32 protein-coding genes are annotated in these 25,041 nt (G+C 58.8%); 18 read left to right on the forward strand and 14 right to left on the reverse strand.

Annotation, left to right across the window (positions count from 1 at the left end; translation table 11 throughout):
* The first annotated feature begins 235 nt into the window (after window positions 1–235).
* Window positions 236–970 carry a hypothetical protein gene (locus HX812_RS17095; protein WP_038848202.1) on the forward strand — a complete coding sequence of 245 codons (735 nt, stop codon included), beginning with the start codon at window positions 236–238 and terminating at the stop codon, window positions 968–970.
* Between the two features lie 107 nt (window positions 971–1,077).
* On the opposite strand, the gene HX812_RS17100 is transcribed toward HX812_RS17095, so the two are convergent.
* From HX812_RS17100 to HX812_RS17165, 14 genes are all read right to left on the reverse strand, one after another.
* Window positions 1,078–2,295, reverse strand: a complete 1,218-nt coding sequence (locus tag HX812_RS17100) for an Arm DNA-binding domain-containing protein (RefSeq protein ID WP_038848205.1) — start codon at window positions 2,293–2,295, stop codon at window positions 1,078–1,080.
* A complete protein-coding gene (gene xisR / locus HX812_RS17105) occupies window positions 2,292–2,507 on the reverse strand; it encodes an excisionase family protein (protein WP_038848208.1) in 216 nt (71 codons plus the stop codon). Before xisR ends, HX812_RS17100 begins: the two co-directional genes overlap by 4 nt.
* 166 nt (window positions 2,508–2,673) lie before the next feature.
* Window positions 2,674–4,767 (reverse strand): DNA cytosine methyltransferase, encoded by a 2,094-nt coding sequence (locus HX812_RS17110; RefSeq protein WP_038848211.1) that lies wholly within the window; start codon window positions 4,765–4,767, stop codon window positions 2,674–2,676.
* On the reverse strand, window positions 4,764–5,309 hold the full coding sequence (locus HX812_RS17115) for a phosphohydrolase (RefSeq protein WP_038848214.1): 546 nt from the start codon (window positions 5,307–5,309) through the stop codon (window positions 4,764–4,766). Before HX812_RS17115 ends, HX812_RS17110 begins: the two co-directional genes overlap by 4 nt.
* Window positions 5,306–6,244: a phosphohydrolase gene (locus HX812_RS17120; protein WP_235165478.1), complete on the reverse strand. Its 939-nt coding sequence runs from the start codon at window positions 6,242–6,244 to the stop codon at window positions 5,306–5,308. The genes HX812_RS17115 and HX812_RS17120 overlap by 4 nt, the downstream gene beginning before the upstream one ends.
* Entirely contained in the window at window positions 6,241–6,699 is a 459-nt protein-coding gene (locus tag HX812_RS17125) for a hypothetical protein (RefSeq protein ID WP_038848217.1), read from the reverse strand. Before HX812_RS17125 ends, HX812_RS17120 begins: the two co-directional genes overlap by 4 nt.
* Before the next feature lie 74 nt (window positions 6,700–6,773).
* On the reverse strand, window positions 6,774–7,583 hold the full coding sequence (locus HX812_RS17130; protein ID WP_038848221.1) for a DUF2303 family protein: 810 nt from the start codon (window positions 7,581–7,583) through the stop codon (window positions 6,774–6,776).
* A 44-nt stretch (window positions 7,584–7,627) separates the two neighbouring features.
* Entirely contained in the window at window positions 7,628–7,978 is a 351-nt protein-coding gene (locus tag HX812_RS17135; RefSeq protein WP_038848224.1) for a hypothetical protein, read from the reverse strand.
* A 60-nt stretch (window positions 7,979–8,038) separates the two neighbouring features.
* Complete coding sequence (locus HX812_RS17140; RefSeq protein WP_038848226.1) at window positions 8,039–8,281, reverse strand: pyocin activator PrtN family protein; 243 nt, start codon at window positions 8,279–8,281, stop codon at window positions 8,039–8,041.
* Complete coding sequence (locus tag HX812_RS17145; protein WP_038848228.1) at window positions 8,278–8,655, reverse strand: hypothetical protein; 378 nt, start codon at window positions 8,653–8,655, stop codon at window positions 8,278–8,280. The genes HX812_RS17140 and HX812_RS17145 overlap by 4 nt, the downstream gene beginning before the upstream one ends.
* Window positions 8,652–8,927, reverse strand: coding sequence for a hypothetical protein (locus HX812_RS17150; protein WP_038848229.1), 276 nt, complete (start codon window positions 8,925–8,927; stop codon window positions 8,652–8,654). The genes HX812_RS17145 and HX812_RS17150 overlap by 4 nt, the downstream gene beginning before the upstream one ends.
* Before the next feature lie 10 nt (window positions 8,928–8,937).
* Window positions 8,938–9,519, reverse strand: coding sequence for a deoxynucleotide monophosphate kinase (locus HX812_RS17155; RefSeq protein ID WP_038848231.1), 582 nt, complete (start codon window positions 9,517–9,519; stop codon window positions 8,938–8,940).
* A complete protein-coding gene (locus HX812_RS17160; RefSeq protein WP_038848234.1) occupies window positions 9,516–9,716 on the reverse strand; it encodes a hypothetical protein in 201 nt (66 codons plus the stop codon). The genes HX812_RS17155 and HX812_RS17160 overlap by 4 nt, the downstream gene beginning before the upstream one ends.
* Before the next feature lie 139 nt (window positions 9,717–9,855).
* Window positions 9,856–10,557, reverse strand: a complete 702-nt coding sequence (locus HX812_RS17165; RefSeq protein ID WP_218174432.1) for a LexA family transcriptional regulator — start codon at window positions 10,555–10,557, stop codon at window positions 9,856–9,858.
* Between the two features lie 419 nt (window positions 10,558–10,976).
* Between HX812_RS17165 and HX812_RS17170 the strand changes: the two genes are divergently transcribed.
* The 17 genes from HX812_RS17170 (at window position 10,977) to HX812_RS17250 (ending at window position 25,038) form a co-directional block, all read left to right on the forward strand.
* Window positions 10,977–11,465, forward strand: coding sequence for a phage regulatory CII family protein (locus tag HX812_RS17170; protein ID WP_038848240.1), 489 nt, complete (start codon window positions 10,977–10,979; stop codon window positions 11,463–11,465).
* Window positions 11,458–11,661, forward strand: a complete 204-nt coding sequence (locus tag HX812_RS17175; protein ID WP_038848242.1) for a TraR/DksA C4-type zinc finger protein — start codon at window positions 11,458–11,460, stop codon at window positions 11,659–11,661. Before HX812_RS17170 ends, HX812_RS17175 begins: the two co-directional genes overlap by 8 nt.
* Window positions 11,658–14,348, forward strand: coding sequence for a bifunctional DNA primase/polymerase (locus tag HX812_RS17180; RefSeq protein ID WP_038848245.1), 2,691 nt, complete (start codon window positions 11,658–11,660; stop codon window positions 14,346–14,348). Before HX812_RS17175 ends, HX812_RS17180 begins: the two co-directional genes overlap by 4 nt.
* Before the next feature lie 328 nt (window positions 14,349–14,676).
* The gene (locus tag HX812_RS17185) at window positions 14,677–15,159 is read left to right on the forward strand and encodes a hypothetical protein (protein ID WP_038848247.1); all 483 of its coding nucleotides are present in this window, start codon (window positions 14,677–14,679) and stop codon (window positions 15,157–15,159) included.
* A gap of 186 nt (window positions 15,160–15,345) precedes the next feature.
* Window positions 15,346–15,693, forward strand: coding sequence for a phage holin family protein (locus HX812_RS17190; RefSeq protein ID WP_038848249.1), 348 nt, complete (start codon window positions 15,346–15,348; stop codon window positions 15,691–15,693).
* A gap of 19 nt (window positions 15,694–15,712) precedes the next feature.
* A complete protein-coding gene (locus tag HX812_RS17195) occupies window positions 15,713–16,444 on the forward strand; it encodes a hypothetical protein (RefSeq protein WP_038848251.1) in 732 nt (243 codons plus the stop codon).
* A 208-nt stretch (window positions 16,445–16,652) separates the two neighbouring features.
* Entirely contained in the window at window positions 16,653–17,147 is a 495-nt protein-coding gene (locus HX812_RS17200) for a hypothetical protein (protein ID WP_038848252.1), read from the forward strand.
* The gene (locus tag HX812_RS17205; protein ID WP_050572464.1) at window positions 17,110–19,176 is read left to right on the forward strand and encodes a phage terminase large subunit family protein; all 2,067 of its coding nucleotides are present in this window, start codon (window positions 17,110–17,112) and stop codon (window positions 19,174–19,176) included. Before HX812_RS17200 ends, HX812_RS17205 begins: the two co-directional genes overlap by 38 nt.
* 3 nt (window positions 19,177–19,179) lie before the next feature.
* Entirely contained in the window at window positions 19,180–19,401 is a 222-nt protein-coding gene (locus tag HX812_RS17210) for a DUF6148 family protein (RefSeq protein ID WP_038848254.1), read from the forward strand.
* Window positions 19,398–21,008: a phage portal protein gene (locus HX812_RS17215; RefSeq protein WP_038848256.1), complete on the forward strand. Its 1,611-nt coding sequence runs from the start codon at window positions 19,398–19,400 to the stop codon at window positions 21,006–21,008. Before HX812_RS17210 ends, HX812_RS17215 begins: the two co-directional genes overlap by 4 nt.
* Before the next feature lie 2 nt (window positions 21,009–21,010).
* Window positions 21,011–22,360, forward strand: coding sequence for a S49 family peptidase (locus tag HX812_RS17220; protein ID WP_050572465.1), 1,350 nt, complete (start codon window positions 21,011–21,013; stop codon window positions 22,358–22,360).
* Window positions 22,361–22,401: 41 nt separating this feature from the next.
* Window positions 22,402–22,818 (forward strand): hypothetical protein, encoded by a 417-nt coding sequence (locus HX812_RS17225; RefSeq protein WP_038848259.1) that lies wholly within the window; start codon window positions 22,402–22,404, stop codon window positions 22,816–22,818.
* A 53-nt stretch (window positions 22,819–22,871) separates the two neighbouring features.
* Window positions 22,872–23,819, forward strand: a complete 948-nt coding sequence (locus tag HX812_RS17230) for a Mu-like prophage major head subunit gpT family protein (protein ID WP_038848261.1) — start codon at window positions 22,872–22,874, stop codon at window positions 23,817–23,819.
* Between the two features lie 35 nt (window positions 23,820–23,854).
* Window positions 23,855–24,103 carry a hypothetical protein gene (locus tag HX812_RS17235; protein ID WP_038848262.1) on the forward strand — a complete coding sequence of 83 codons (249 nt, stop codon included), beginning with the start codon at window positions 23,855–23,857 and terminating at the stop codon, window positions 24,101–24,103.
* Complete coding sequence (locus HX812_RS17240; protein WP_038848265.1) at window positions 24,093–24,302, forward strand: hypothetical protein; 210 nt, start codon at window positions 24,093–24,095, stop codon at window positions 24,300–24,302. Before HX812_RS17235 ends, HX812_RS17240 begins: the two co-directional genes overlap by 11 nt.
* Window positions 24,295–24,582 (forward strand): hypothetical protein, encoded by a 288-nt coding sequence (locus HX812_RS17245; RefSeq protein WP_038848267.1) that lies wholly within the window; start codon window positions 24,295–24,297, stop codon window positions 24,580–24,582. The genes HX812_RS17240 and HX812_RS17245 overlap by 8 nt, the downstream gene beginning before the upstream one ends.
* Window positions 24,583–24,585: 3 nt before the next feature.
* The gene (locus HX812_RS17250; protein WP_038848269.1) at window positions 24,586–25,038 is read left to right on the forward strand and encodes a hypothetical protein; all 453 of its coding nucleotides are present in this window, start codon (window positions 24,586–24,588) and stop codon (window positions 25,036–25,038) included.
* Window positions 25,039–25,041 lie beyond the last annotated feature (3 nt).

The raw sequence follows: 25,041 nt of genomic DNA on the forward strand, positions 1-25,041 counted from the left end.
GGGTTCGAATCCCTATCTCTCCGCCATTATTGAACAAGACTAAGCCCCTGTAATCGTTGAAGATTTCAGGGGTTTTTTCGTTATCCTGGCTCGTGTTAGGGCATTTTTAGGGCATTTTTACCGACCCTGAGGCCGCTACAAGCCTTGTTTGGCGTTACGAGCCTATTAAATATCGCTTGATATCATTATGGAATGACGTAAGCTTCCGCGAATTTTTTCGGGAAACGGAACTCCAATGACAACGAATGTCTATGACAAGGGCGCGCTAAAAGTAGGTACAGATTCTCGCTGGTCGTTCAACACGGACTATGCTGTGTTCTACATTGACGACAGTGGCTTTGAGAAGATTGTTGATACCACTACTGCTGTGTTCCTTTTCGCCGGCGATTCGCAGGTTATCCAAGCTTGGAAAGAATACCTCTTTGATGAGGGTATCAAAGATGACCCGGGACTGACGGGTATTGCTATGCTGATGGTTGACAAGTCAGACGGCGGCGTGGTATTTGAACACGGACAAGACATTCAGCTTTCGAACAAGATTGGCGACGTTGAACATATGGTCGCCAGTTTTGCTGGTTCGGGGGCAAGGCACGCTGCAGGATGCTGGCGTAGTAACAATTGCGCTGTAAAGTCGGTAGACACAGCTAAGCTGATGGACCCGTACAGTGGCGGCGAAACTAAATATTTTGAACTGGCTACGCAGACGGGCAATCTTACTCAAGACGTTGGCCTTAAAGGCATGAACGTAGCCTTCATGGAAAGGGGAATGGTGATGTACTTAAATAGTGGGCAGAATCCAGTGTCGATACGAGACGCGGCGGCCACTGATGAGCGTGTTAAAGGCGTAGTCAGCCAGGTTGCTCAAGGTTCCGTAGCGTTGAGCGCCCCGTGCGACGCTCAATATATGCAGCCAACTGCTGCAGACAATGAACGACTGAAAAGCGCTCTTGGTCGCGTGATGCGACGCTGAGCGAGCTATCGGTAGTAGTGACGAAGCCCTCGTATTACGGGGGCTTCGTCGTTTTGGGGGGATATGCTGTTTGAGTTCTTGGATGAGTCATATCTCCCTGACTCAAGCTACTCTTCCCTAAAACCCAGCATTTTCGACACGATACCCGCCATGCTCTTGGTGTCCTTCGGTATCCATCTCCCGTAGTGCTTTCTCACCATTGTTGTATCTGCATGCCCGAGTTGACGGGCTACCCATTCGACCGGGACATAACTCGACAGCATCTGGCTGGCAAACGTGTGGCGACATTGGTTAGCACCTCGGTGCCGAACCTCTGCCTTTTTCAGATGGGCAGTGAACCAGTTGCTCAACGTCTTGCCGTTCCAAAGTAGACCGCTGGTCGAACTCCGGAAAAGGAACCTGACCTTCATCTTCTTGGACGTGATGTTGTCGCGCTGGATAACGGTGATCTCTTCGACTACCGCGTCTTTGGCGTCGGCAACTATCTCTCGCATCAGTGCGAGGGCTGGGTCTATAAGCTCGATGACTCGTACCCTGGAGCGTTCTTTGGGGACTTTGAACTCGCCGACGACCAATGCCCGGCGGACGTGCACCAAGCCGGCATCAAGGTCTACGTCTTCAACGGCAAGCCCGATGAGTTCGGAAAGGGACATCCCGGCCCAGCAATTGAACTCAATCATCCGGGTGTCTGGTCGGCGGTCGGGGTCCGTTTTACCGATCAATTCGATCTCGGTGCGACTGAAGGGGTCGGCATGCTCCAGGTCCACATCCGATCCGACGTTACTGATCCTATCGAGCGGGTTGGCCTTCAGGATGCCGTCGCCGAAGGCATCCGCCCACACCCCGCGGACGATGGTGAAAATGTCGTTCACTGTCTTCGGGGCCAAGCCTTGCTTGAGCAGTTGTGCTTGAAACAACTCAATGTCGCTCTTGCTGATGTCGACGATCCTGCGCTTGCCGAACTTCTTTTCTACGTGCACAGCCTTGCTCACATAGTTGATGACGGTGCTCGACGCTTTAAGCGCGCGCTGAACCTCCAGCCAGCGCTCAATACCTTCCTTTACGGTGCGCTTGAGCGAAGGGCCGCCGGTTCCAGTGAACATGGCGGCCCTTGGCGAGTTCGGAAAGTGGGCCGCATAGTCGAAGCGGCCCTCTTTGATTTCCGCGAGAATGGTGCGCCGCTTATTGTCGGCATAGGCGATCGCTGCCTTGTTTACTTTCGAGATCCCTTCCAGGGGTTCCCGGCACCGCTGGCCGTTGAAGATGAACCAGATGCGTAGCTGCTTGCCGTTCATCTCAACGCCGGTCGGCATCTTGTCGATCATAGTTTCCCTTCCATCCAGTGTTCGATAGCGGCGCGGTTGTAGACGATTACGTTGGCCGGGTCATAACGCCAGTGCTTGCCTTCTAGCCACAGGCCTCGTGTGCGGTACTTGCGAACCGCTTCGGTGCTTAGGCCGAAGACTGGGTAAAGCAGGTCCTGCCGAAACCAGGCACCTGGTGTGATGTGGAAGTCGAGTTTTTCTGCTGCGCTCATTGTGCTATCTCCCCGGCGCGCCGGGCGATGCCTTCAGCCTGGCGCTGCTTGCTGCATTGTTGGTGGTTGCCATGTGCTCGTGATTTGTTGCACTTGTCACATATGGTGCCCAGGTCGAGTGGGGCCATTTGTCCTTGGCGGATTCGGACTGTTCGGCGAAGAGCTGTCATGCGGCCTCCTTCAGCGCGTGCGCTTGGCGCCATGGATCGTTCGCCCGCGCCAGGGCGGCCATCGGCGGCGGGCTGACGCTGTTGCCGCACATATGCACCTGCTGGGTGATAGTGAAGGGCTTGCCGTCGGCGCCGTGGGTGATGATGTAGTCGGCCGGGAACCCTTGGGCCTTGTACAGCTCAACCGGCTTGAGCATCCGCAGGCAGATATCGACGATCACGTATGGCGTGCCCTGGACCATCACCGTGACGAGTGCCAGGCGATCCTTGGTGGTGATCGTGGGAGCCGGTGCATCGCAAGCGCTGACGTTCTCGGTGCCGTAGTAGCTGATCAGGAAGGCTGCAACGCGCAGCGCACCAGCTTCATGCTCAGGCGACAGAGTGAGCGATACCAGGGAGCTCTTGCCGCCACCGCCGGCGGTAATGGTCGGTGCCGGTTCTTCCAGGCCCTGGCCAATACTGCCGCCGAATGCCCGCTCCATGAATGCGCTGACCAGGCCGTGGTGCTGACCCCCGGCGCTGATTGTGTGCAGCGGGTCGCTCACGTCCCGTGCATCACAGTTGCCCTGCAAGTGCACCAGGTTCGCCGTTGCCAACTGCTGCTGGCTGCCGGTGTTGGTCACCGTAGTCATTGGATCGCGAATGTCTTTGGCGTGCACGGTGTTGAATCCGCCGTTGGCCTGGATCATCACCGCCGCGCTGACGGACTGGCCGCCGCCGCGGGCAGTGACGGTGCCCACCGGGCCGCAGATATCGTTCACCCCGTGGGAGCGGCGTTTGTTTGCGTCTGAGCCTTCGCCGTGACCAGCCTGGACGATGCAGGCGGATGCCAGTGCGTGCTTCACGCCGCCGGCCACAACGGTGCCCAAGGGTTGATCAACGCCCGGCACCCGTGGCTCTTGTCCTGGGCGCTCGCCGTAGCCTGACTGAATCAGCGTCGGGCTGATCAGTGTCAGCTCGCCGCGATTGGCGCACGTCACTGTGGGCAGAGGTTCGAGCGGGTCGTTGATCCGGTCACTGCCCTGGTGCGTTGCGGGTGCAATCACTGGACTGACAACCGAGAAGGCGCCGCCCTTCGGGTATGAGGTGACGGTGCGCAGCGGCTCGTCGGCAGACTGCACTGCCTCGCCGGACCAATTGGCAATCGGCACAATGAACGGCGACGCGCTGTCGATGACGAACTTCTTCATACCCTTGGCAACGCGGCGCAGCGTGGCCTCGGCCAAGTCTTTCTTCCGCCCGAAGATGCTTTTGCCCAGGTCGCTGAAGTCGATGCAGTCAGCGGCGGTCTTCCACTTCTGCTGGCCTTTGACCGGGTTCTTCGCGTGAGTTGGTTCAGGCCACACCACCGGCAGGCCGTCGCACCGAGCGATCATAAACAGGCGCTCCCGGCTGGTCGGCGCGCCGAAGTCGCATGCCCTGATCACCTTCCACTCTACGACGTAGCCCATGCCTTCCAGCAGGGCCACAAAGCGGCGCCAAGTGCGGCCGCGTTGCTTTGGGTCAGGCACAAGGAACTGATTAGACACCGGGACTTGCTCGCCCGGCGCTGCCACACGATTGGTGGTCTTTCCCTTCTTGGTTGGGTGCGGTACCTGGTCCAGCGTCACCACGCGCCCGGTGTTCTTGTCGCGCTTGGCGATCAACCGGCCCCATTGCAAAATCTGTTTGACGTTCTCCAGGCTGATCACCCTCGGCCGCTTCTTGCCTCCCCACTTGAGGCCGATCCACGACAGGTTGCGGATCTCGCGCTTGCGTGGCTGGCCGCCGGCGGCCTGGCTGTGGTGTGTGCAATCTGGCGACATGTGGAACCAGCCCACGGCCTTGCCTCCGCACTCAGTGTCAGGATCCCCCTCGAAAACGTCGGTGGTGAAGTGCTGGGCGCCTGGGTGGTTGACGGTGTGCATGCTGATCGCCTGCGGGCTATGGTTCTTCGCCACGTTAACCGCGCGGCCCAGGCCTATCTCCAGGCCGGTACCGGCGCCGCCGCCACCACAGAAGAAGTCCACGATAACTTCAGCGTCTTGGGCGTTGAAGCCCAGGCCGTATTGGGTCTTGAAGTCGAATGGTTGTTTTTTGGAAGAGGTCATGCCACGTACCTCCGGCGGTGATTGCTCTGCATCAGGGCCATCAGTTGCGAGAAAAACGCCTGTGATGCGTATACCGCTGGCAGCGGGATAATGGTTTCGGTCATTGGATGGACGCCGCGCAGGCACTCCCAGGCGTCTGGGTGCTTTGGCATCAGATCGCGGCGTTCCGTAGCTAAGGCCACCATGTCCGCGAAACTCACGCAGGCAGGTAGGTCAGGCAGGATGTTGAATCTTTCGCAGACGGCGAGCCATATCTGGTGCTCGATGTACTTGTATTCAGGCAGCACGGCCTTGAGTGGGCGTGTCATGTCGCCAATGTAGGCTTCGGTTGCGTCGTGCAGTAGCGCCACGAGCTGGTGTTTGGTGGGTACCAGGCTGGCGACGATCAAGCTGTGCTGCGCCACGCTGTAGTGCGTGCGGGTGTGGCCGTTGAAACGGCACAGGTTCGACAGTGCGTGAGCAATATCTAATGGTTTGATCATTCCGGCGGTTGGCCGCAGCAGGTCGAACTGCTGGCCGCTGTGGGTGAGGATCCAAGTCATTGTGCACCTCCCGATTGACCGCGCCGTTCACCGGGGTTTGCTCCGGCAAGTTCATGGTCAAACGGAACGCGAAAACCTGCTGCATTGCGGTGGCCGCCGCCACCGTACTGACTAGCAATCACCGATACGTCCATACCTTCATCGGTGCTGCGGAGGCTGAACGACCTGCCGTTCGGGGTATCCCAGTAGCAGGCGGCAAACGGCTCGCCCTGGGCCATCAAGGCGCCTGCGTCACTTGTTAATGTGTAGGGCAGGCTCGCTGCGGGTACATCGTACCCGCCGATCATCAGGCGGCGCTTCGTCACGGCGACCAGCTCGGCCACGTCCTTATGATGTTTGCGCTCGATCGCTGCACCATCTGAGCGAAGGGTCTGGACGTCGGCAGCCATAAGCTGATCCCAGACTTCGAAGTCGTACGGGTAGCTAAAGAGGTTGGCTTGAATCTCTCGGGTGCCATCCAACTTGAACAGCCACAAGTCCCGATCCTGGATGTGACGGAGTAGTTGCGGTGGCTCTTGGTCGGGAAAGTAGTGGTCCCAAGCGAGCATCGCGCCGCTGCGGCTCATATCAAAACAGCAGGCTATTGCCGGGCAGTTTTTAGAACGAGCAAATGCGTGTGCTGTTTTCCATCCGAGCAAATCGAAGGCGTCTTCCTCAACCCCAGCGTGGAATTGTTCGAAACGCACTAGGTCATCGGCTGCACTTTTATGATGGTCGAGCACGATGATGCTGTTGGCCGCGACCGCCAGTGCCCGTAGCACGTCGTACTTGTAGCTGAAGTCAACGACGACAACGTCTTTGCCGGTCACGTCCGGTGGCTCTTGACCGTAAACACCTGGAACGAATTCGACATCGCTACCGAGAGCTTTGCGAACAACCCACGCAGCGCCGAAACCATCAGCGCAGTTACCGTGGTAGATGCACATTGTTTTCATGCTGCATCCTCCAGCGATTTAACGGGGACTGGCTCGACCTGGGTTAAAATTCGGTTGCTTAGATTTTTCAGATTGAGTATCTGAGCGCTGGTCCTAACCTGGACGGGTTGAGACCCCTTGAGTGGGCGCCAGGTTTTCAAGGCGAGATCGAGAGTGATGGCGACCTCTTCTAATAGCTGATGGTCGGAGATGGTTACAGGAGCCCCCAAACGCACCTGGAAAGTGGATATGGTTTCGTTGAGTTTCGCTATTTCGGTCTGGTGGGTAATTTCTGCTTGATGAAGGTCAAGGTTCAAAGTCTCCACTTTCCAGAGCTGGAACGTCCTTCCGTTATCTACGCCGCGCTGATAGCTGCGGTTCAATGCGCGTACTAGCGCTTTACGGATAAAAAAAACCAGAGCTGCAAAACCGAGCAGCATTCCGACTGCGATAACGATAAGTTGTGTTGAGTGCATGTGCTGTGACCTCAAATTAGAGCCCGCCGCCGGACAGTTTTGGTGAGAGGACGGCGACGGGGTGTTGCAGGTGGTTAACCCAGGTTAAAAGTGCCGATCGTCAAGGTCGCGGAACCGCCGACTTCTTGTTGAACGACTTGTTTGAACTCTTGCGCCAGGTCTTCGCGCAGTTGTGCTTCGCCAATCCAGCGCAGGCGGAGTGCAGGTTTGTCACCGCCAGTCAGTACGGCTACGCGCAAGCGGATGGTGCGTGCGACCAAGCCCTCGTAAGGGACTACGGTGAACAGGAATTCAGCCGGCAGCCCTTCGGCCGACTTGGCTTCAATCTGGTCCATCGCCGAACGGGACGCGCTCATGTCGCCAACTACGTGTTCGCTCTTACGCGCTTGCTCGATGCTGATGGAGCGAATCGCTCCAGCTGCTTTGCGCAGGTCAATTTCTTTATCGTCAGCATCCAGGGCCTTGAGGTTCGGTGCCCAGTCCTCGATCCAGTCGCTGAGATCCTTCTGGGCGTGCTGGCGTTGTGCGGCAGATTCAAGTGCCAGGAACGCGGCAGTCTTTTTCAGGCCGAGGGTTGCTGTGTAGTCGCCATGGCCTGGCTCTGCTGCGGTGCCGAGGTTGAAGTAAACGGTGCAAGCCATCGAGTCACCGTCTACAAAGCCCGCGACTGCTGGACCTTGGGCTGCTATCACGTAGTCCGCAAAGTCTTTCAGCGAATGCGTTGCCAGAGCGCCCCGGAAGCGGCTGCGCAGTTCCTGAAACTTTTCAATGCTATGGATCTTGACGTCGGCCGGTAGCGCCAGAACTGGCGTGAAGGTGCCCAAAGATTTGGCGTGGGCGAGCAGGGCGGTGTCTTGAATGATTTGAATTGCACGAGCTTCCATTGAATCTATTCCTGTTTTGGTGAGAGGTATGTAGCGGTGAAGCGTTACGACTTGGCGTGGATCGGAGCATCCTCACGGGAAAACATCTGATCGGCGTGAGGAGTCTCGGGAAACAGCGTGAGGCGGCCGCCCGAGCCGACATGCATCGGCGTGTCGAGTGTGGTGTCTTCGCTGCGGCTGCCGCGTTTGGTGGGTACCTTGTAGGCGAGCTTGTGGTTGACGGTTACCTGGTGGCTGTCGGCGATCTGTTTCATCGTGAAGGTCACTGTGACGGTGCCGACCTTCTTGTTGTCGACGACGCCGGCGGCGACTTCCGAAAGTGCGTGCCCGATTTGGTTGGCGAAGACGCCGGCGTTGAGTTCGCCAATAAATTCGGCGGTGTTGGTAGCTTTCATGTGCTGTGCCTCATTGGTGCGTTGCTGTTTGCCCCTGGTCGGCAGGGGCTACCGTCTAAATCAGGCCGCTTGCTTCGTCGCTTGGGCGTCGAGGTAGTCGGCCAGGTCGTGCAGGTAAACGACTGGCTTGGCGCGGGCCGAGCAGTGCAGCCGCTTGACCACCAACTCGATCCGGCCGGCCTTGATTTCGCTCATCAGGTAGCGGTCGGTTCGGATGTGCGTGAAGTACTGTTCACGCACGGCGGTCAAAGTCGGGCACGGCGTGGCGAACTGGCGCCGAAGTTGCTCTAAGGTGGTGGTCACGCGCGCTCCTCCCCATGCCCCTCCTTTTGGGGCACCAACTTGAGTCGGATCAATTCGGCGAGACCTTCTTTGCTCTTGCCCTTGGCCGCAGCCAGGACGTTGCCATTGGCGTCCGCGATGACGGCGCCGTATGGGTATTCCGGGCACTTGACCGGAGTCACGTAGGCGACTTGGCCGTCACTTATCACCGCGTCAACGCAGCGGAACACCTCGGCCAATTCGACCGAAACGCAGGGCAATGACTCCAGCAGCCCGACAGCTTCGGCTGTTGCGCCAATCAGCGTGGCGCGGCTGATCACCGTTGGATGGTTGAGGAACATCGGCACCAATTTCAGGGCGCCTACAGCGGAGTTGATGGCGTTCGGCGTCTTCATGCTGCGGCGTCCTTCTTGGTGATGGTGATGTTCAGCTTTTTTGCGATCCAATCAACGCCAGACTCTTTCACCATCACCACTGCGTAGTGGGTGTATTTGCGAAGCGTTGAGTTCCAGCGACTGCGTGGGTCTGAAAACAGATGGCCACGGTCGCGGTGCGCGCTGGCGAGGTCGCCGGTGGAAGTCAGAACGCCGAGTTCCCGCAACCTGGTGCGGAAGGCGCGGGGCTTTAGTCCGAGCAAAGTGGCTGTTTGGTCCAGGGTGCGGTTCATGGCGATGACCTCAGGCTGACTGCTGTTCGGCGCGCTGGTGGCGTTCGCGAATCATGAGGAACACCTCGTCCAGCGAGCGTAGGAAGCCCTCGACCGTGCCAGAGTTGGGCAGCGTCAAATCGGCGGAATTAGCTGCGATTCCGGCCTCGCTGATGTGTGGGTTCACCGTCAGGGCATTGGGACGAAGGATATGGATGACCGTACCGCCCCGGCGGCGGATCAGGTCTGCTTCGTTTTCGAAGCGCACGTCGCTGACTACAAAGCCGAGCACGGCACCCAGCGCCTTGGTCATGTATTCAAGGTTCTGTTCCGCGAGCTTCACCCAGACATCCGGGTGCACGGTATTGCGTGCCCACTCGGTGCCCATCGACTGCATCAATTGGCGCGGCGAGCAGTCCAGCCAGCCGAGTGGCTGCTCTTTGCGATCACCTTCAAAGTCGGTTGGGTCGAGGTTGAAGATTGCCATCAGGCCGTCACGGAGTGGGTCGGCGAAGGCGTATTGCTCCAGCAGGTAAGTCCGCGCCAAGTGTTCGGCGGCAGTTGTCTTGCCCGAACGAGCGCGGCCGGTGAGACCAATTAGGATCGGTCTCATGCTGCGTCGCCTCCCCATGGGGCCTGGTCATCGTTTTCGACGGCTACGGGGGCGGGTGCAATGGTGGCGCGACCCACATTGACGATGACCAACAGGCCGGTACTGCGCTGGATACGTTCTACGGCGGCTGGGCCGATTGCCGCTGCTGGGTGAAGGTAGACCGGGCAGCGGGTGTTGCTGTGCTGTGTCGTTTGCATGTCTCGTACTCTTTGGTGAAAGGTAACGGTGCAAACGATACAAATACGTATTGATTCAGTCAATACGTATTTGAATTGATTTTATGGGCGTGCAAAAAAAAGACCCACTGAATGCGGGTCTATACGCGTCTTCTGCTGTTTAGAATATTTCGAGCTTTGAGAAAACCACGCCGCATATGATGGCGTCCGGACCGAGCTCGATGATTGGCTCCGGCCACGAGGGGTTTAATGGCTTGAGAAAGCGTCGGCTGCCTTCCATCACCAATTGTTTGAAGGTGGCCTCCTGGCTATCGACCAGCTTCGCAATAACCAGCGATCCGTTTTCAGCGTCCTTGGATGGATCTACGAAAATGATGTCCCCGTCACGAAAAGAGCGGCGCTCGTGCTGGTTAAACATCGACAGTCCTCTTACCCGCAAAGCGTAACTTTGACTGCTGTGGGATGCTGCACAGGGCAGCCAGATCTCGGCGTCGTCAAGTGTCCTGACATCTTCAACTTCGCACCAAGCTCCAGCCTGAACCCAGGAAATCAGTGGTACATATCCCTTGACTGCGGGCCCGGGCTCAACATTGGATTTAGTAGTGGCGGAGGGGCTGAGTTGATCCGAGTCATGCTCTTTCGGGCTATCTCCCCTCCAAAGCCAATTGCTGGTGACCTTTAAAGCTTTCGCTATTTTCTCAACATTTTGATGGCGGGGGCTGGCGACAGCATTTGTCACGATCCTGTGTATCGTCGGCTGGGGTACCCCAGAGCGGCGGCCAAGCTCGCCCTCTGACAAGTTCATCTCTTGCATGCGCTGAGCAATGCGATCGCCAATCACTTTTTTTCTGCCTTGATTCATAAACGTATCGAGGATTGTATTGAATCGTTCAATACGTTTGTGTATTGTTGTCTCCAATGCGAAAGCGCATCGGTGAATCATATGACTATTCAACAAATGCTCGCGGAATTGCTGAGCGCGGGGTTTTCCCAGCGTGTCATTGCGGAGCGAGTGGGCACGACGCAACCAACTATAAACCGGGCAGCCAAAGGTGCGGATGTACGGTATGTCACTGGGAAGGCTATTGAGTGCCTTTACTTCCAGGAAAAAGACGCTGCAGGTCTTAAATCTGCAGCTTGAATGGGTGCCGGAGCTGGGGCCTCTCACCAAAGATCCCCCAGTCCGGCTACGACGATACACAGCACATGCACATCGGTCGTGGTCGTAGGATAGGGCGTGCCCGTTTCTATGGCTAGACCGTAAACGGGGTAATTACGGTTATGAGTCGAACAGAACAATCTCCGGCCAACGTGCCGGTTCTTCCACTTCGCAAAGCAATCTATCGCGCGGCGCACGATTATCATGGCGGTGTCACCGCTCTGGCGCTTGATATGGTGATGGATTACGACAGCCTGCAAAAGAAGGTCAAGCATGACTTCGAACAGCGGTGGCTAGATCCAGATGAGCTTGAAGAGTTGATCCGCTTGACGGGCAATCCGTTGTTACTGGATGCGCTCATGAGGCCGGCGGGCATGGTCTGGTACAAGCCCGAAGCCGCTGCGCCAACTAAAACCGCATTGCTCGCTGTGAGCAAGGTGCTGCACGAGACGGGTCTCTTCGTATCCAGTATGCATGATGGTGCGGCCGACAATATCTGGGAGCCACGCGAGGTGCAGCTGCTGGAGAAGCACGGCGCCGACGTGATCCGCGCAGTACTGGGCATTATGGCCGGGGCCAGGGAAGCAATGGAGGCCCGTCAGCATGACTGACAGCATCGACGTGGCCAACGACCAGGCCGAGTACTTTCTTCAGGTCGCGCTGGACCGCCGTCCGCGGCCAACGTGCGCCGTCAGTGCGCAGTTCTGTGAGGATTGCGACGAACCCATCCCGTTACTTCGTCAACAGGCAGTCCAGGGTTGTGCGACCTGCGCCAGTTGTCAGGGGTTGCGGGAGCGGCGGCGATGAGTGAGCAATCCACCAGCACAGCGATATCGTCCTGGGCGCGCCGCTACATCGAAACCTTCAACCTTGCCCTGGTCCCGATTGACCCAGGCGAAAAGGCGCCGAAGGGTATGGGCTGGAACAAGCCGGGCGGTTACATCACCGACCCGGTTGCCGCCGAAGCATTCTGGCAACGCAATCCCAATCACAACCTGGGCGTAGTACTCGGGCCAAGCCGCGTCTGCTCGTTGGACGTTGACGATGTGCAGTGGACGCGGTTTGTGTTGTTCGACCAGATGGGCCTCGATCTGGATGCCATGGCGGTGGTCTATCCGACCATCGTGGGCAATCCGTTGCGGTTCCGCGTGCTGTTCAAAATGCCGGATGACATCGATCTGACGCGCCACTCGCTTTCGTGGCCCAATGAGAAAGACCCTGATGGGTCTATTCACAAGGCATTAATGGCTCGGGCCAGGGCTGCGAAAGAGCAGGGGGATGCAGCTGGTGAGGCGGCTGCAAAAGCGGAGGCCGAGGAGTACAAGCGCTTCACTGTGTTTGAGCTGCGTGCGGGCCTGGTGCAGGACGTATTCCCGCCATCAATCCATCCCGGCACTGGAAAGCCTTATTCATGGCGCACTCCGCCGAATGGTGCTGATGGTCTGCCAGTCCTGACCAACGAATTGTTGAACATTTGGCAGAACTGGGGTGTGTTCAAGCGCAACGCCGAGGCCGCGTGCCCTTGGGCGCCGAAGCCAAAGAAGCCCGTTGCGAAACCTATCAAGCGCGCTCCGCCCGCTGACGGCAAGCCCTCGGTGATTGATGAGTTCAATCGCTGCCACGATGTTGAAGAGCTATTGCGCGTTCACGATTACATCAAGCGTGGTAATAAATGGTTGTATCCACATAGCAGCACCGGGCTACCTGGTGTGACGGTCACCGACCGCAAGGTCTATTCGCACCACGGCGCGGATCCGCTGGCTAATGGTCACCAAAATGACGCGTTTGAGGTGTTTTGCCTGCTAGATCACGATGGCGACCAGTCGAGGGCAGTGAAGGAGGCCGCCCGAATGTTGGGCATGCAGCATGCGGCGCGCCCAGCCCCACAAGATCTTCCCCCATCCCCATCGTCGGATGCCGGCCAGCAGGACTCCAGCGTGGCGCCCGGTGAGGCCGCTCCTGCTGCAGATGGGGGGGCGGGGGAGGTGCTGACCTACGAGCAAGTGCTGCGCCGATACGTGCTGGTCGAGGGCACCACGCATGTGTGGGATCTTGATAAGGCGCGGGTGATGAAGAAAACCGCGTTTGAGGCTCGCGTTGGCAAGCCATTGGCAAAGCAATGGGTAGACGACACCAGTAAAAAGCTGATTTCGGATGACAAGGTCAAGGAGATCGAGCAAGCCCGCAAGATGGCGGGCAAGAAGGGTGGTGCGCTGAACCTTGAGCCGATTGAGCGCTATGTCTATATCGACGGCACCAAGGACGTTTGGGACCGCGAAAAGAAGCGGCGTGTTCCTGAGGGCGCGGTAAAGATGGCCCTCGGTGATATGTACGGCATGTGGTTGAACAGCCCGGAGCGGCGCGTGGTTGACGTGGAGAACATCGTGTTCGACCCGACAATGACCAAAGATCCAAATGTCTATATCAACACCTTCGACGGACTGCCCATGGAACCGAGCCGCGATGACGCGGCGTGCGAGAACCTGCGGTGGTTGATCTCTTTCCTGTGCAACCACGACGAGTCGTCGAACGATTGGCTGGTTCGGTGGTTGGCATACCCGTTGCAGCACCTGGGTGCGAAAATGGATACGGCAGTGTTGGCTCACTCGACTATGGAGGGCTCGGGCAAAAGCCTGCTGTTCGCTGACGCCTTTGGGCTGCTTTACGGCCAATACGCGGCCACGGTCGGGCAGACGCAACTGGAGAGCAACTTCAACGCCTGGCAAAGCCGCAAGCTTTGGGCAGTGTTTGAGGAGGTGGTGAGCCGTGACCAGCGTTACAACCAGGTGGGCAAGATCAAGCACCTGGTCACGGGCAAGACGGTGCGCATGGAGTCAAAGTTTATCAATGGTTGGGAGGAGGCCAACCACATGAACGCCGCGTTCCTCAGCAACGAGATTATGCCTTGGCCAATCGCGCCCAGTGACCGGCGAATGTTGGTGTTGTGGCCGATGGAGACGCTTCCGGTGGAGCGCCAGAAGGCGGTGGGCCGCGAGCTGGAGAATGGTGGCGTCGCGGCTCTGTACGCATGGTTATTGTCCGTCGACCTGGGCGACTTCGACCAGCGCACCAGGCCGCCCAGCACTGAGGCGCGCGAGCGGTTGGTGGCATTGAGTCGTGCCAGTTGGCAGACTTTCCTGTTCCTCTGGCAATACGGCGAGCTTGGGCGCGGTATGTGGGGCGCTTGTTTGTCGACCGATCTATACGCGATGTTCCTGGAGTGGTGCCACCGCAACAAAGAGCATGTGATGAGTCAAACAAAGTTCTCGCTTTTCATCAGCTCGGAGGTGGATAAGACCCGCGCTATCCCATGGACCGACGGCAGCAATCGCAAGTTTGGGGCCTTCTTCTTTCCTCGCGATGAGCAGGCTTCCCAGCCCCCATCAGTCAGTTCAGCCGATCTGGGCAAAGCGGTGGTTGCCTGGCGTGCTGCGGCGCGTCTGGCGGGCTGGAGCGTCGACAGCTGGGACCATATCAAGGCGGCTGCAGCATGAGTCCGCCCAAAAGTGTGTTGGGTGTGTTGGGTGTGTGTTGGGTTGATTATCGATACCCCACACAATTTCAAGCCTTCTATTTCGCGGCTTTCCGGCTTGTGTGTTGGGTGTGTTGGGTTTGGGGTCGCGCACGCGCATGGGCTGCGTTATTTGAATCCATGGCATCAAGATTTGTTTTTCATGCGAGGACCGTTAAACCCAACACACCCAACACACCCAACACAAAACATATAAGGCTATTGAATTTAAAGGCTTTTGTCTGTGTTGGGTTTGTGTTGGGTATGGCGTTTTGTGTGTCGGGTTGGGTTTTGAGCGGGGAAGCATTGCGATGATCGAAGAAATTGAAACACTGTTGAAGCATTGGGGTGAGCAATGCCGCTGTAATGGCGAAGGCGGTGGGATGGGAAGTCCCATGGCCACGATCATGGAATGGGGTGGCTGTGCGCCTCGTGGTACTCCAGGCTCCCGCATTATCCTGGGCGCCGGTGCTGGTCCTGATAGTGTGACTCAGGAGGTCGCTGCCGCATTGTCTGAGATTGGGCGCCAAGATGAGCGCGGGGAGCGCCTGGCGCGGCTGGCAGCTCGGCGTTATGGAGATGATCCGACACCAAGCTGGCTTATGCAGATGAATCAGGCGGGCTTTTCCTCGACGGCCCGTCAAACGTATTACGACCTGGTTCATGCGTTGCACCTGAGGTTGTTGCAAGTGTTGACCCGGCGTGCCGAGGCCCGGAATCACATTGCCGTTCGTCGGATCGGACAGTCTCAAAGTATCCTCAAAGTTGCGTCAAAGCTGCGCCGAGTGAGTTAACCGAAATTGCCCCCTTTTCGGTTCCGTACTCAAGGGGTAAAAAGTCCCCACGATATGGAATTTGCGCCTTGGCGCTTACCTAGCACGTGCTGTGCAGCTTCACCCGGCGTCCCTGAGCCGGCCACTTGACCCCGCTTCGGCGGGGTTTTTATTTTCAACGTACGGCGCAACCGGTAAGGACAGAACATGACGAATGAACAACAGGCCCTGGCCGAGATGCCGATCTGGTTAGTGATTGTCCTTGCCCTGGTTGGCGGCGTCTCTGGGGAGATGTGGCGGGCAGACAAGGAAGGGGCGCGGGGCTGGGCTTTGGTTCGACGCCTGGCTCTTCGGTCGGGTGCCTGCGTGGTGTGCGGGGTTTCGGCGATCATGCTGCTGTACGCGGCGGGCATGTCGATCTGGACGTCGGGCGCCCTAGGATGCTTGACAGCAATGGCAGGGGCAGACGTTGCCATTGGGCTTTATGAGCGTTGGACGGTCAAGCGGCTGGGCCTGAGTGAGTCAGCAGCGGCCAACGGTGACGCGAGGCCTTGAGGGTACGGGAGGTGGGATCATGCTGCGGCTTGAGATGCGAGACAACATCGACAAGATCGTGAAGGAGATGCGTGGCCTCAGTCGGTCAAAGGTGCCACTTGCCGCCGCTAAGGCGCTGACCTTCACCGCCGAACGGGTCCAGGCTGCCGAGAAAGCCGAACTCGCCCGAGTCTTTGACCGGCCCACACGCTGGACGCTCAACTCTATCTTCAAGCGGAGCGCTACGCCGAACCGCCTGTTTGCCCGCGTGTGGGTCAAGGACGAAGCCAGCTCAGGTGTGCCGGCCTCCAAGTATTTGCCGGTGCATATCGACGGTGGCAATCGACCACACAAGCGTTTCGAGAAGGCATTGATCCATTACGGCTTAATGCCAGCTGACATGTACGCAGTACCTGGTCGGCGTGCTCGAATGGATGGCAACGGCAACATCAGTCGCGGCCAGATCGTGCAAATCCTGTCGGCCTTGGGCGCAGCTGAGCGGGTATCTGGCTTCATGGCTAACCGAACTCAGCGCAGCAGGCGCCGCAACCGCAACGCGCCGGAGTACTTCGCGGGTCGCCCTGGTAATGGCACTGGCCCAATGGGTATCTGGCAGCGTGTCGGCAGTGGAGCCCGGCCTATTCTGATCTTCGTCAAGCGGCCAACGTATCGTCGTCGGTTCGACTTCTATGGCATCGCCAATCGTGTGGCTCGGGTCGAGTTTGAACCGTTGTTCAGGCGCGCCTTAGCGCGGGAGATGGAGAGGAGCTGACCCTCGGCAGGCTTCCTGTTTTTTTTGTCAGAATCTGGAGTTTTATCAATGATTTGGCGACCTTTGGTGTTGACAGGGGCGGGTATGCCTCTGAATCAATGGGTCCTTCTGGCGAATCCTCTGAACGGGGTAATTCGAACCCCGACTTTTTCACAGATTCAACCTGACATAGGGGGTTCCGCTTCCATGTCCGTCATAGGGCCAGACTATGCCAACCCAACGTGAAGTCGCTGATCACCTGGACATGAGCGAGCGAAATGCCCGCGATGTGCTCAAGGCGCTGGATCTGGATTGGCAGACCGCAAGCCTGGATGAGATACGCACGGCCTACATCCGCGACCTGCGCGGTAAAGCCGCTGGGCGCGGGGGCAGCCAGCTTGAACAGCTCAACAGAGCGCGGATCGATGACCTGCAGCAGAAGTCGGCCAACGGACGGTTGGCATATCACGAAAAGCTGAGATCACTGATCCCGGCAAGTGAGGCTGAACGGGTGCTGTCCGACTGGGCCAGCTTCGCAAACCGGGAATACCTGGGCGGCCTTGAACGAATCATTCAGGAAATCGAGAACGTGCAGAAACTCACGGTAGATCGAACAGTGGTGGCCAAAGTTGCTGGACCTACAACCGAGCGAATTGCAGGCTACGCGCGAAAACTTGGCGCGGAGCTTGTCGGCAGCAGCGGGGAAGTTCAACCCGCCCCGTGACATCCCGACCGCGCATTACCTGAGCACCGAGTTTTACCTGCCCGCTGAGAGCGGTGTGTTGCACGGGCTCTACGACTTCCAATACACACCCTATTTTCTCGGCGTTGCCGCTGCTCTGGATGATCCACGGGTGAGCGAAGTTGACCTGATGAAAGCGGCCCAGATCGGCTGGACGTGGTTCCTGATCGGCTACTTGTTCAAGTTCATCCACAACCTACCGCGCCCGATCATGATCCTGTTTGCCAAGGAGAAGGACGGTAAGAACTTCCACGACGAAAAGCTCAAGTTCGGCGTCAATGCCAACACTGAGGTGGCGAAGCTGATGCCGGTTGATGTTAGCCGTACCTCCGGCAATCGTTGGGACCATAAGACTTTTCCGGGCGGATTCCTCAAGCTGGTGGCCTCTAACTCGCCCGGCAACGTTAAATCTACGTCTTCGGTGGGCCTGTCAGTGGTTGAGGAGCCTGACGATACCAGTGACGACGTGAAGGGGCAGGGCGATGCCATCGCGCTGCTGGAAGAGCGTGGCAAGCGCTATCCCGGTTCCAAAATGCTGGTAGGCGGAACGCCGGCGATCAAGGGCGCGAGCAAGACCGAGGCACGCTTGGCTCAGACCGATTGCCGGGTGTTGCCGGTCATCTGCCATTCATGCGGCCAGGCTCACGTGCTGGACTTCGCCCATATCAAGTGGCTCGACATCGAGGAGGAAGCGACGCCTCATGAGATCTACGGCCGCGCGGATCCTGACACTGCCGGCTACGGTTGCCCGCACTGTGGCGAGATCTGGGACGACTATCAGCGTAAAGAGAACATCCGCAACACGGTGTTCAAGGCGGTAGACGCTGGCGACCCTTACTGCGGTTGGGTGCCGACCAAGCCCTTTGCCGGACGTGCCGGGTTCATTGAGTTGAATGAACTGTATGCCTGTTTGCCCGGTACCAGCCTGGCCGACATCGTGCGCGAAAAGCTCAACGCCGAACATCAGGCGTCAATGGGCAACCTGTCGCTGCTGATCAAGTTCGTCAATCAGAAGCAAGGCCGTGCCTACGAGTACAAGTCAGACCTGCCCGAAGCCGACAAACTGGCCGAACGCGCCGAGGACTACCCGGAGATGTACGTCCCCATGGGCGGGATCGTGATCACCGCCGGCGTCGACGTGCAGCACGACCGCTTGGCTGTGGTGATGCGCGCCTGGGGTAGGGGTGAGGAATCTTGGTTGCTTTACTGGGGTGAAATCTACGGCGAAGTGGTGTTGCCTGACCAGGGCGTCTGGCTGGATCTGGAAAAACTGCTGTTTGCGGCGATTCCACACGCCTGCGGCGCCAAGCTGAAGGTGTTGGCTACGTCACTCGACACCTCCGACGGCACGATCACCCAGGACGCCGCTTATGCGTTCTGCCGCAAACACCAACGCAACGGCGTGATGGCGATCAAGGGTGCGAGTGAACGCGGCAATACCCGCGACGATGAGCGCCGGGAGATCTTCAGCGCGCCTCGGCAGGGCGTTGATACCGACAAAGAGCAAAAGGCATCGAAGTACGGCCTGCGCCCTTACATCGTCGGCACGTCCCGGGCCAAGGATCTGTGGATCGAGGGTCGGCTGCCGTTGACCGGTGATGGTCCTGGCCGCATGCACTTTTACAAGACGGTGCGCCCGGATTACTTCCGGCAGATCACCGCCGAAGTGAAGGCGCCCAGTCGTCGGCACCACTACCGCAAGGTGTGGCAGAAAAAGGCCGGTGAGCCGAACGAAGGCACGGACTGCGAAACGTACGCCTTGCACGCGGCTCGCTCTCTGAAAACGCATCTACTGCAGGAGCAGGATTGGGCGGCACTCGATGCGCAGATCCGACAGGGTGGGTTGTTCGATCAGCCCGATCCGGTTAAGCCAGAGACGGAGCCCGATTCCGAAGGGGCTGCCCCTGAACCATCCCCACCAGTTGAACCACCCGATCTCCCGCCTGCTGGCGGGAGAGTTGTTTCTGGGCGCCGCAGTGCTATGCGCGTGCTCACCCAACGCAGGAATTGAACAATGGCTATCACTCTGGAACAAGCGCAGGGCCAGCTCCAAGCCTGGCTCGATGCGAGCATGAAGGTCAGCCAGAAGCAAAGCTACCGGATCGGCTCCCGGCAGTTGGAATACGCTGACCTTGCCGAGATCACCAAAACAATCGATTACTGGCAAAAGCAGGTTGATGGTCTGGAAAGCGGCCGTCCTCGGGGGATTATCCTGCGTGGGATTACGCCGCGATGAGCCGCGCACCGAAAGCTCCAGAGCCAACCCTGCTCGACAAGGCCATCACCTGGTTGAGCCCGGAACGTGGTGCAAAGCGCATGCACGCCCGGCTCACCATGACCGCTCTGGGTGGTTACAGCGGCGCGTCGAAGGCCAAGCGCTCGTTGAGCGCCTGGAACCCTGCTGCCGGTAGTGCTGCGGCAGACCTACTGCCCGACTTGCCCACGCTTCGCGAGCGGTGCCGAGATCTTGAGCGCAACAACCCCATCGGCGGTGGCGCGATCAACACGGTGACGACTAAAACGGTCGGTACTGGATTGGCGCTCAAGTCCGTGGTGAATCGCCAGATCCTTGGCTGGGATGAAGATCGGGCCAGGGAGTGGCAGCGCAAGACTGAATCGTTGTTCAAGTCCTGGGCGGAAACCACCTGCTGCGACATCACCCGCGAGCAAAACTTCTATGGCTTGCAGGATCTGACGTGGCGTTCGGTACTGAGCAGCGGTGATGTGTTTCCGCTGTTGACCCACAAGGAGCGCCCTGGTCATCACTACTCGGCGTGTATCCAGCTCATTGAAGCCGACCGGATCTGCAACCCGTCGGGCCGAGCTGATACGGAAACCCTCACCGCCGGTATCGAACGTGATGCCGACGGAGCGCCGATCAAGGCTCACATCCTGCGCAGCCACCCTGGTGCGTTGGGCGTTAAAGAGCGGGAATGGGACGAGCGTCCGTTCTTCAATGAGCGCGGTGGTCGGGTTTTGTTGCATGTGTACCGCCGCCGTCGGGTCGGCCAGCCGCGCGGTGTGCCGTACCTGGCGCCGGTGATCGAAAAGCTCAAGCAATTGGACCGCTACACCGATGCCGAGCTGGAAGCGGCGGTGGTGTCGGCGTTCTTCGCAGTGTTCATCAAGCCGGGGACAGGCGGGAGTCTGAGCCCACTGGCATCTGCTGCCACCGGCAACACGCCTGTTGGTGGTGATCGGCCTGCGGGAAGGGAACAGGGTGGCTGGGACGGTTCGCTAAGCGGCGGCATTGTTGCTGAGCTGGACGACGGCGCGTCCATCGACACGGCGGCCCCCGGCCGGCCGAACATGGCGTTTGACCCGTTCGTGCTGGCGATGCTGCGCCAGATCGGCATGGCCCTGGAATTGCCCTATGAGGTGCTCATCAAGCACTTCACGGCCAGCTACACCGCCGCGCGTGCGGCAGTCATGGAGGCGTGGCAGTTCGTTCGCGGTTGCCGCGACTTCCTGGGCTCACACTTCTGCCAGCCGGTGTACGAGCATTGGCTTGAAGAGGCCATTGCGCAGGGTGATATCGAGGCCCCCGGGTTTTTCGATCACCCGCTACTGCGCTATGCCTACTGCGGTTCGCTGTGGGTAGGCGACGGTCCTGGCACCGTAGATCCGTTGAAGGATATCAACGCCGCCGAGAAACGGATCGATATCGGCGTCAGCACGTTGGCAAAGGAATCCATGCTCTACGACGGCAGCGACTGGGAGGAAAACCACGAACAGCGCGCCCTGGAAGTGAAGCGTCGGCGCGATGACGGGCTTTCAGCTTCACCGACGGCCCGCCCGGACAATGAACCGCCGGCCAATCCCGACCTACCTGAACGGACCTAACTATGAGCGACAACCCAACCGATGCACCTGTGCACCGGGTGACGGCGTTCGACCTGGTCTCACGCGAGCCCTGGGCCATCACCCCGGACATGCTGCAGACCATCACCGCCATTGCCCGTCGGGAACATGAGGGGCCCGAGGCCCTGGAAGCCAGGCAAGGCAAGCCCCTGCAGAACAGCCGTGCCGTGACTCAGCGTGGCAACGTTGCCTTGCTGCCCGTCACAGGCCCTGTGTTCCGCTACGCCAACTTGTTCACGGCGCTGTCCGGTGCAACCTCGCTGGATGTCCTGGCCAAAGAGTTCACCAATGCCGTCGACGATCCTCGGACCGACACCATCATCCTGGTGATGGATACACCGGGCGGTATTGCCAGCGGCATCGCTGAGTTCGCTCAGATGATCCGCGCGTCTCCGAAGCGGGTAGTGGCCTATGTGTCCGGCAACGCGGCCAGTGCCGGTTACTGGATGGCGGCAGCGGCCCATGAAATCGTCATGAGCCGTACCGGCGCCGTGGGATCCATCGGCACCGTGTTGACGGTGCGCAAGAGCGGCGACGACGGCAGCTTCGAAATCGTCAGCAGCCAAAGCCCGAAGAAGCGGCCGGACTTCGGTACCGAATCCGGTCGCGCTGTCGCACAGGCGCACGTCGACCGTCTGACCGACATCTTCGTCGAGGACGTCGCTAATTATCGCGGCCTCAGTGTTGAAACCGTCCTGGCTGACTTCGGCCAGGGCGACATGCGGATTGGCTCGGATGCCGTGGAACTGGGCATGGCTGACCGTGAATCCACCCTTGAAAACCTTATTGCCGAATTCAACGGCAGTCCCTCTGGAGATCGATCCATGTCCGCACCAAACAGCAGCACCGTACCAGCTCCAACCACCGACAAGCCGGCCATTACCCGTGAATATCTGGCCGCGAATCACGCGGAACTGCTGGCCAGCCTGGAGCATGACGCACATGCAGCTGGCGCTCGCGCCGAGTGCGATCGCATCAAGGCAGTCGAGGCGGCCGCTTTGCCCGGGCATGAAGAGCTGATCGCCAGTCTCAAGTTCGATGGCAAAACCAGCGGCGCCGAGGCGGCTGCACAGGTGATTGGTGCCGAAAAGTCCAAGCGCGCCACTGCTCTTGCCGACATTCGCAGCCAGGCCCCTGCGCCGGTACCCAACGCACCCACGCCACCGGCTGCACCAGTTGCCGCCGAAGAGGATCCGGAGGCACCCCTGGAAGAGCGCGCCAAAGCGACCTGGGACGGCGACAAGGAACTGCGCGCCGAGTTTGGCACTTTCGAGGCCTACCACGGTTATCGCAAGGCCACCGACCGTGGTTTGGTCAAGGTTCTGAAAAAGTAAGCACCTGGTAAGTCCCTCAAACCCTGGCTCTGGAGAATCCCATGCCTCTTACACTCGATACCCCCCGCGCTTACGAGATCGGCACCATCAACGACTTGTCCGTTGCCGCCGGTGTACAGATCTTTGAAGGCTCGGCCGTTGGCATCATCGCCGACAGTGGCCTGGCGCGCCCTCTGGCGGCTGGTGATCTGTTTGTCGGTTTCGCTGATCGCGGCGTCGACAACCGCATAGGCGCCGCTGCGGCCGCGCGCGTCCGTCTTCGCGAAGAAGGCAAGATTGAACTGCCTGTGGCTGCCCTGTCGCTTGCCGATATCGGCAAGCAGGTCTACGCCAGCGACAGCGGCGCTTTCCTGCTGACCGCAGCCGGGAATAGCCTGGTTGGTCATGTTCACCGTTTTGTCCGCTCTGGTGTCGGCATCGTCAAGTTCGCCGCCCAACCAGTGCCCGTCGCGCCTTAACGCAACACCCAACCCCCTTTTTTTGACCGTATCCTTCTTCAGGAGAATCACCCATGGGTGCTGAAGTACTTTCCAGCCGTGCCGTCATCGGCATGTTTTACGAAATGCTCGAACAGAATGTGGGGTCGAACTGGATCGAAGCCGTGTCCAACCTGTTCGATTCTGACCAGGCCAAAGAAACCTACCCGTGGATTGGCATGGTGCCGACGCTGCGTGAGTGGATCGGTGGCCGTCATGCCAAGGGCTTCATCGGCGCTGAACTCGAAATCGAAAACCTGCACTTCGAAGCAACCATTGAGGTTCTGGTCAAGGAGCTGCGCCGCGACAAGACCGGACAGCTGCGGATTCGCCTCGGTGAATTGGCCGACCGCACGAATGCCCACTGGGCCAGGCTGCTCTCGGTACTGTTGCTCAATGGCGAAACCCAGGTCTGCTACGACGGCCAGTACTTCTTCGACACCGACCACGAAGAAGGCCAGAGCGGGGTGCAGTCGAACAAAATCACCACCAAGCTTTCGGAACTGGCCGCGACTCTTCATGGCACACCGACTCGTCCAAGTGTTGAGGAGTTTCAGCAGGCAGTTGCTCGGTCCGTTACCCAGTTGACCAGCCTCAAGGATGATCAGGGCGAACCCATCAACGAGCTGGCCCGCGAGTTCTTGGTGATGGTGCCGTTCAACTTGTTGAGCGTTGCTCAGTCCGCGCTGAGCGTTCCGCGCGGCACCAACATCAACGAAATTGTCATGCCCGATAACGTGGTGGTCCGCGTGGTCGGTAACGTGCGCCTCAATGCTTGGCAGGACAAGTTCGTGACCCTGCGTACCGATGGCCGTTTGAAAGCGTTCATCCGTCAGCAGGAAACCGACGTAGCGATGAAGGCGAAGGCGGAAGGCTCGGAATACGAGTTTGACAACGACGCGCATCAGTACGGTGTCGACACCTGGCGCAACGCCGGTTTTGGCCGCTGGCAGTACGCCGTCCTTAACCAGTTGGTGGCATAAGCCGGTCGGCCCGCCACCTCATCGAGGACATTGATATGCCGAAATACCGCGTGACAGAGACCATCACCCTTTACGGTGGTGAGTTGATCCTGACAGCCGCCCAGGCCAGCGCCCGACAGCACTGCCTGGAGCCGGTCGAAAAGAAAAAGGGGCGCTACACCATTCTAGAGCCTGTCCAGTTCAAAGTCGGGGAGGTGATCGTCATCCCTGGTGAGCCGGACAAAGCGCTGGAGCAGCGGCTTGTGAAAGTGGACAAAGCTGGAGGGGCCGGCGATGCCGAATAAAGCCTATACCGTCCTGTCAGGTTCGTTCCGCCGGCCAGACAACAGCCTGGTGGATCAAGGTGGCGTCGTCGAGCTGCCGGACGATGTGGCAGAGCGCTTTCGTCATCAACTGGAGGTCGTGGTGGTCGAGTACGGCCCTGCACCGTCAGTTGGTGCAGAGCCCGGTCGCAAGGCAGCGAAGGTGAGTCCTGATGCTTGAAGAAGATCTCAGGGGCTTCCTTGAGGACTTCGACGTTGGTGGAGTGGTTGATGGTGAGCCGTTTTTGGCGGCGCGGGACATGCCCGATGAGATCCATGGCATGGGCGGCACGAACAGCCAGTCCACCAATTACGAGATCCTGGTCATCACTGCCGAGGCCGAGCGCCTCGGCATCAACAACCCCAAGCTGATCATCGTTGCTGGTGTGTCCTATCGGGTGCGTGATCGCCGGATGATCGATGACGGTGCTTTTAGCCTAGCCTCACTCACCAAGGTTTAACCCATGCCTTCAATTCAAGAACGCATCATCGCCAAGGCGCAGGTACTGATCCTGGGTGCCGGTACGCCGGTAGCTGATCGGGTTTATCGCAGTCGTACTGAGGCGCTCACCCGGGGAATGACCCCAGCCCTTGTGTTGCGCCCGAGCCTTGAAACCACCGAGCGCGAAAGTATCGCGGTGGACCGCAACCAGTTTGAGCTGACGGTGGAGATCATCGCCCGCGAGGACACCGCCACGGGGGCCGCCTGGGATCAGGTAGCCGACTTGGTAAAGGTTGCCGTCCATAGCGTACTGATGGCCGAGGATGCTTTTCCGGAAGCGGATCGGGTTCAGCGGTTCTATATCGATTGGCTCGAAGACGAAGGGGATAACACCGCCGGTAACTGCATGGTGCGTTATCGCTTCACCTACCTATGTAATACGGGCGATCTGACGTCCGGGCCAACACTTTACTGAGGA

Source organism: Pseudomonas sp. IPO3749, assembly GCF_013386605.1.
GTDB lineage: Bacteria > Pseudomonadota > Gammaproteobacteria > Pseudomonadales > Pseudomonadaceae > Aquipseudomonas > Aquipseudomonas azotoformans_A.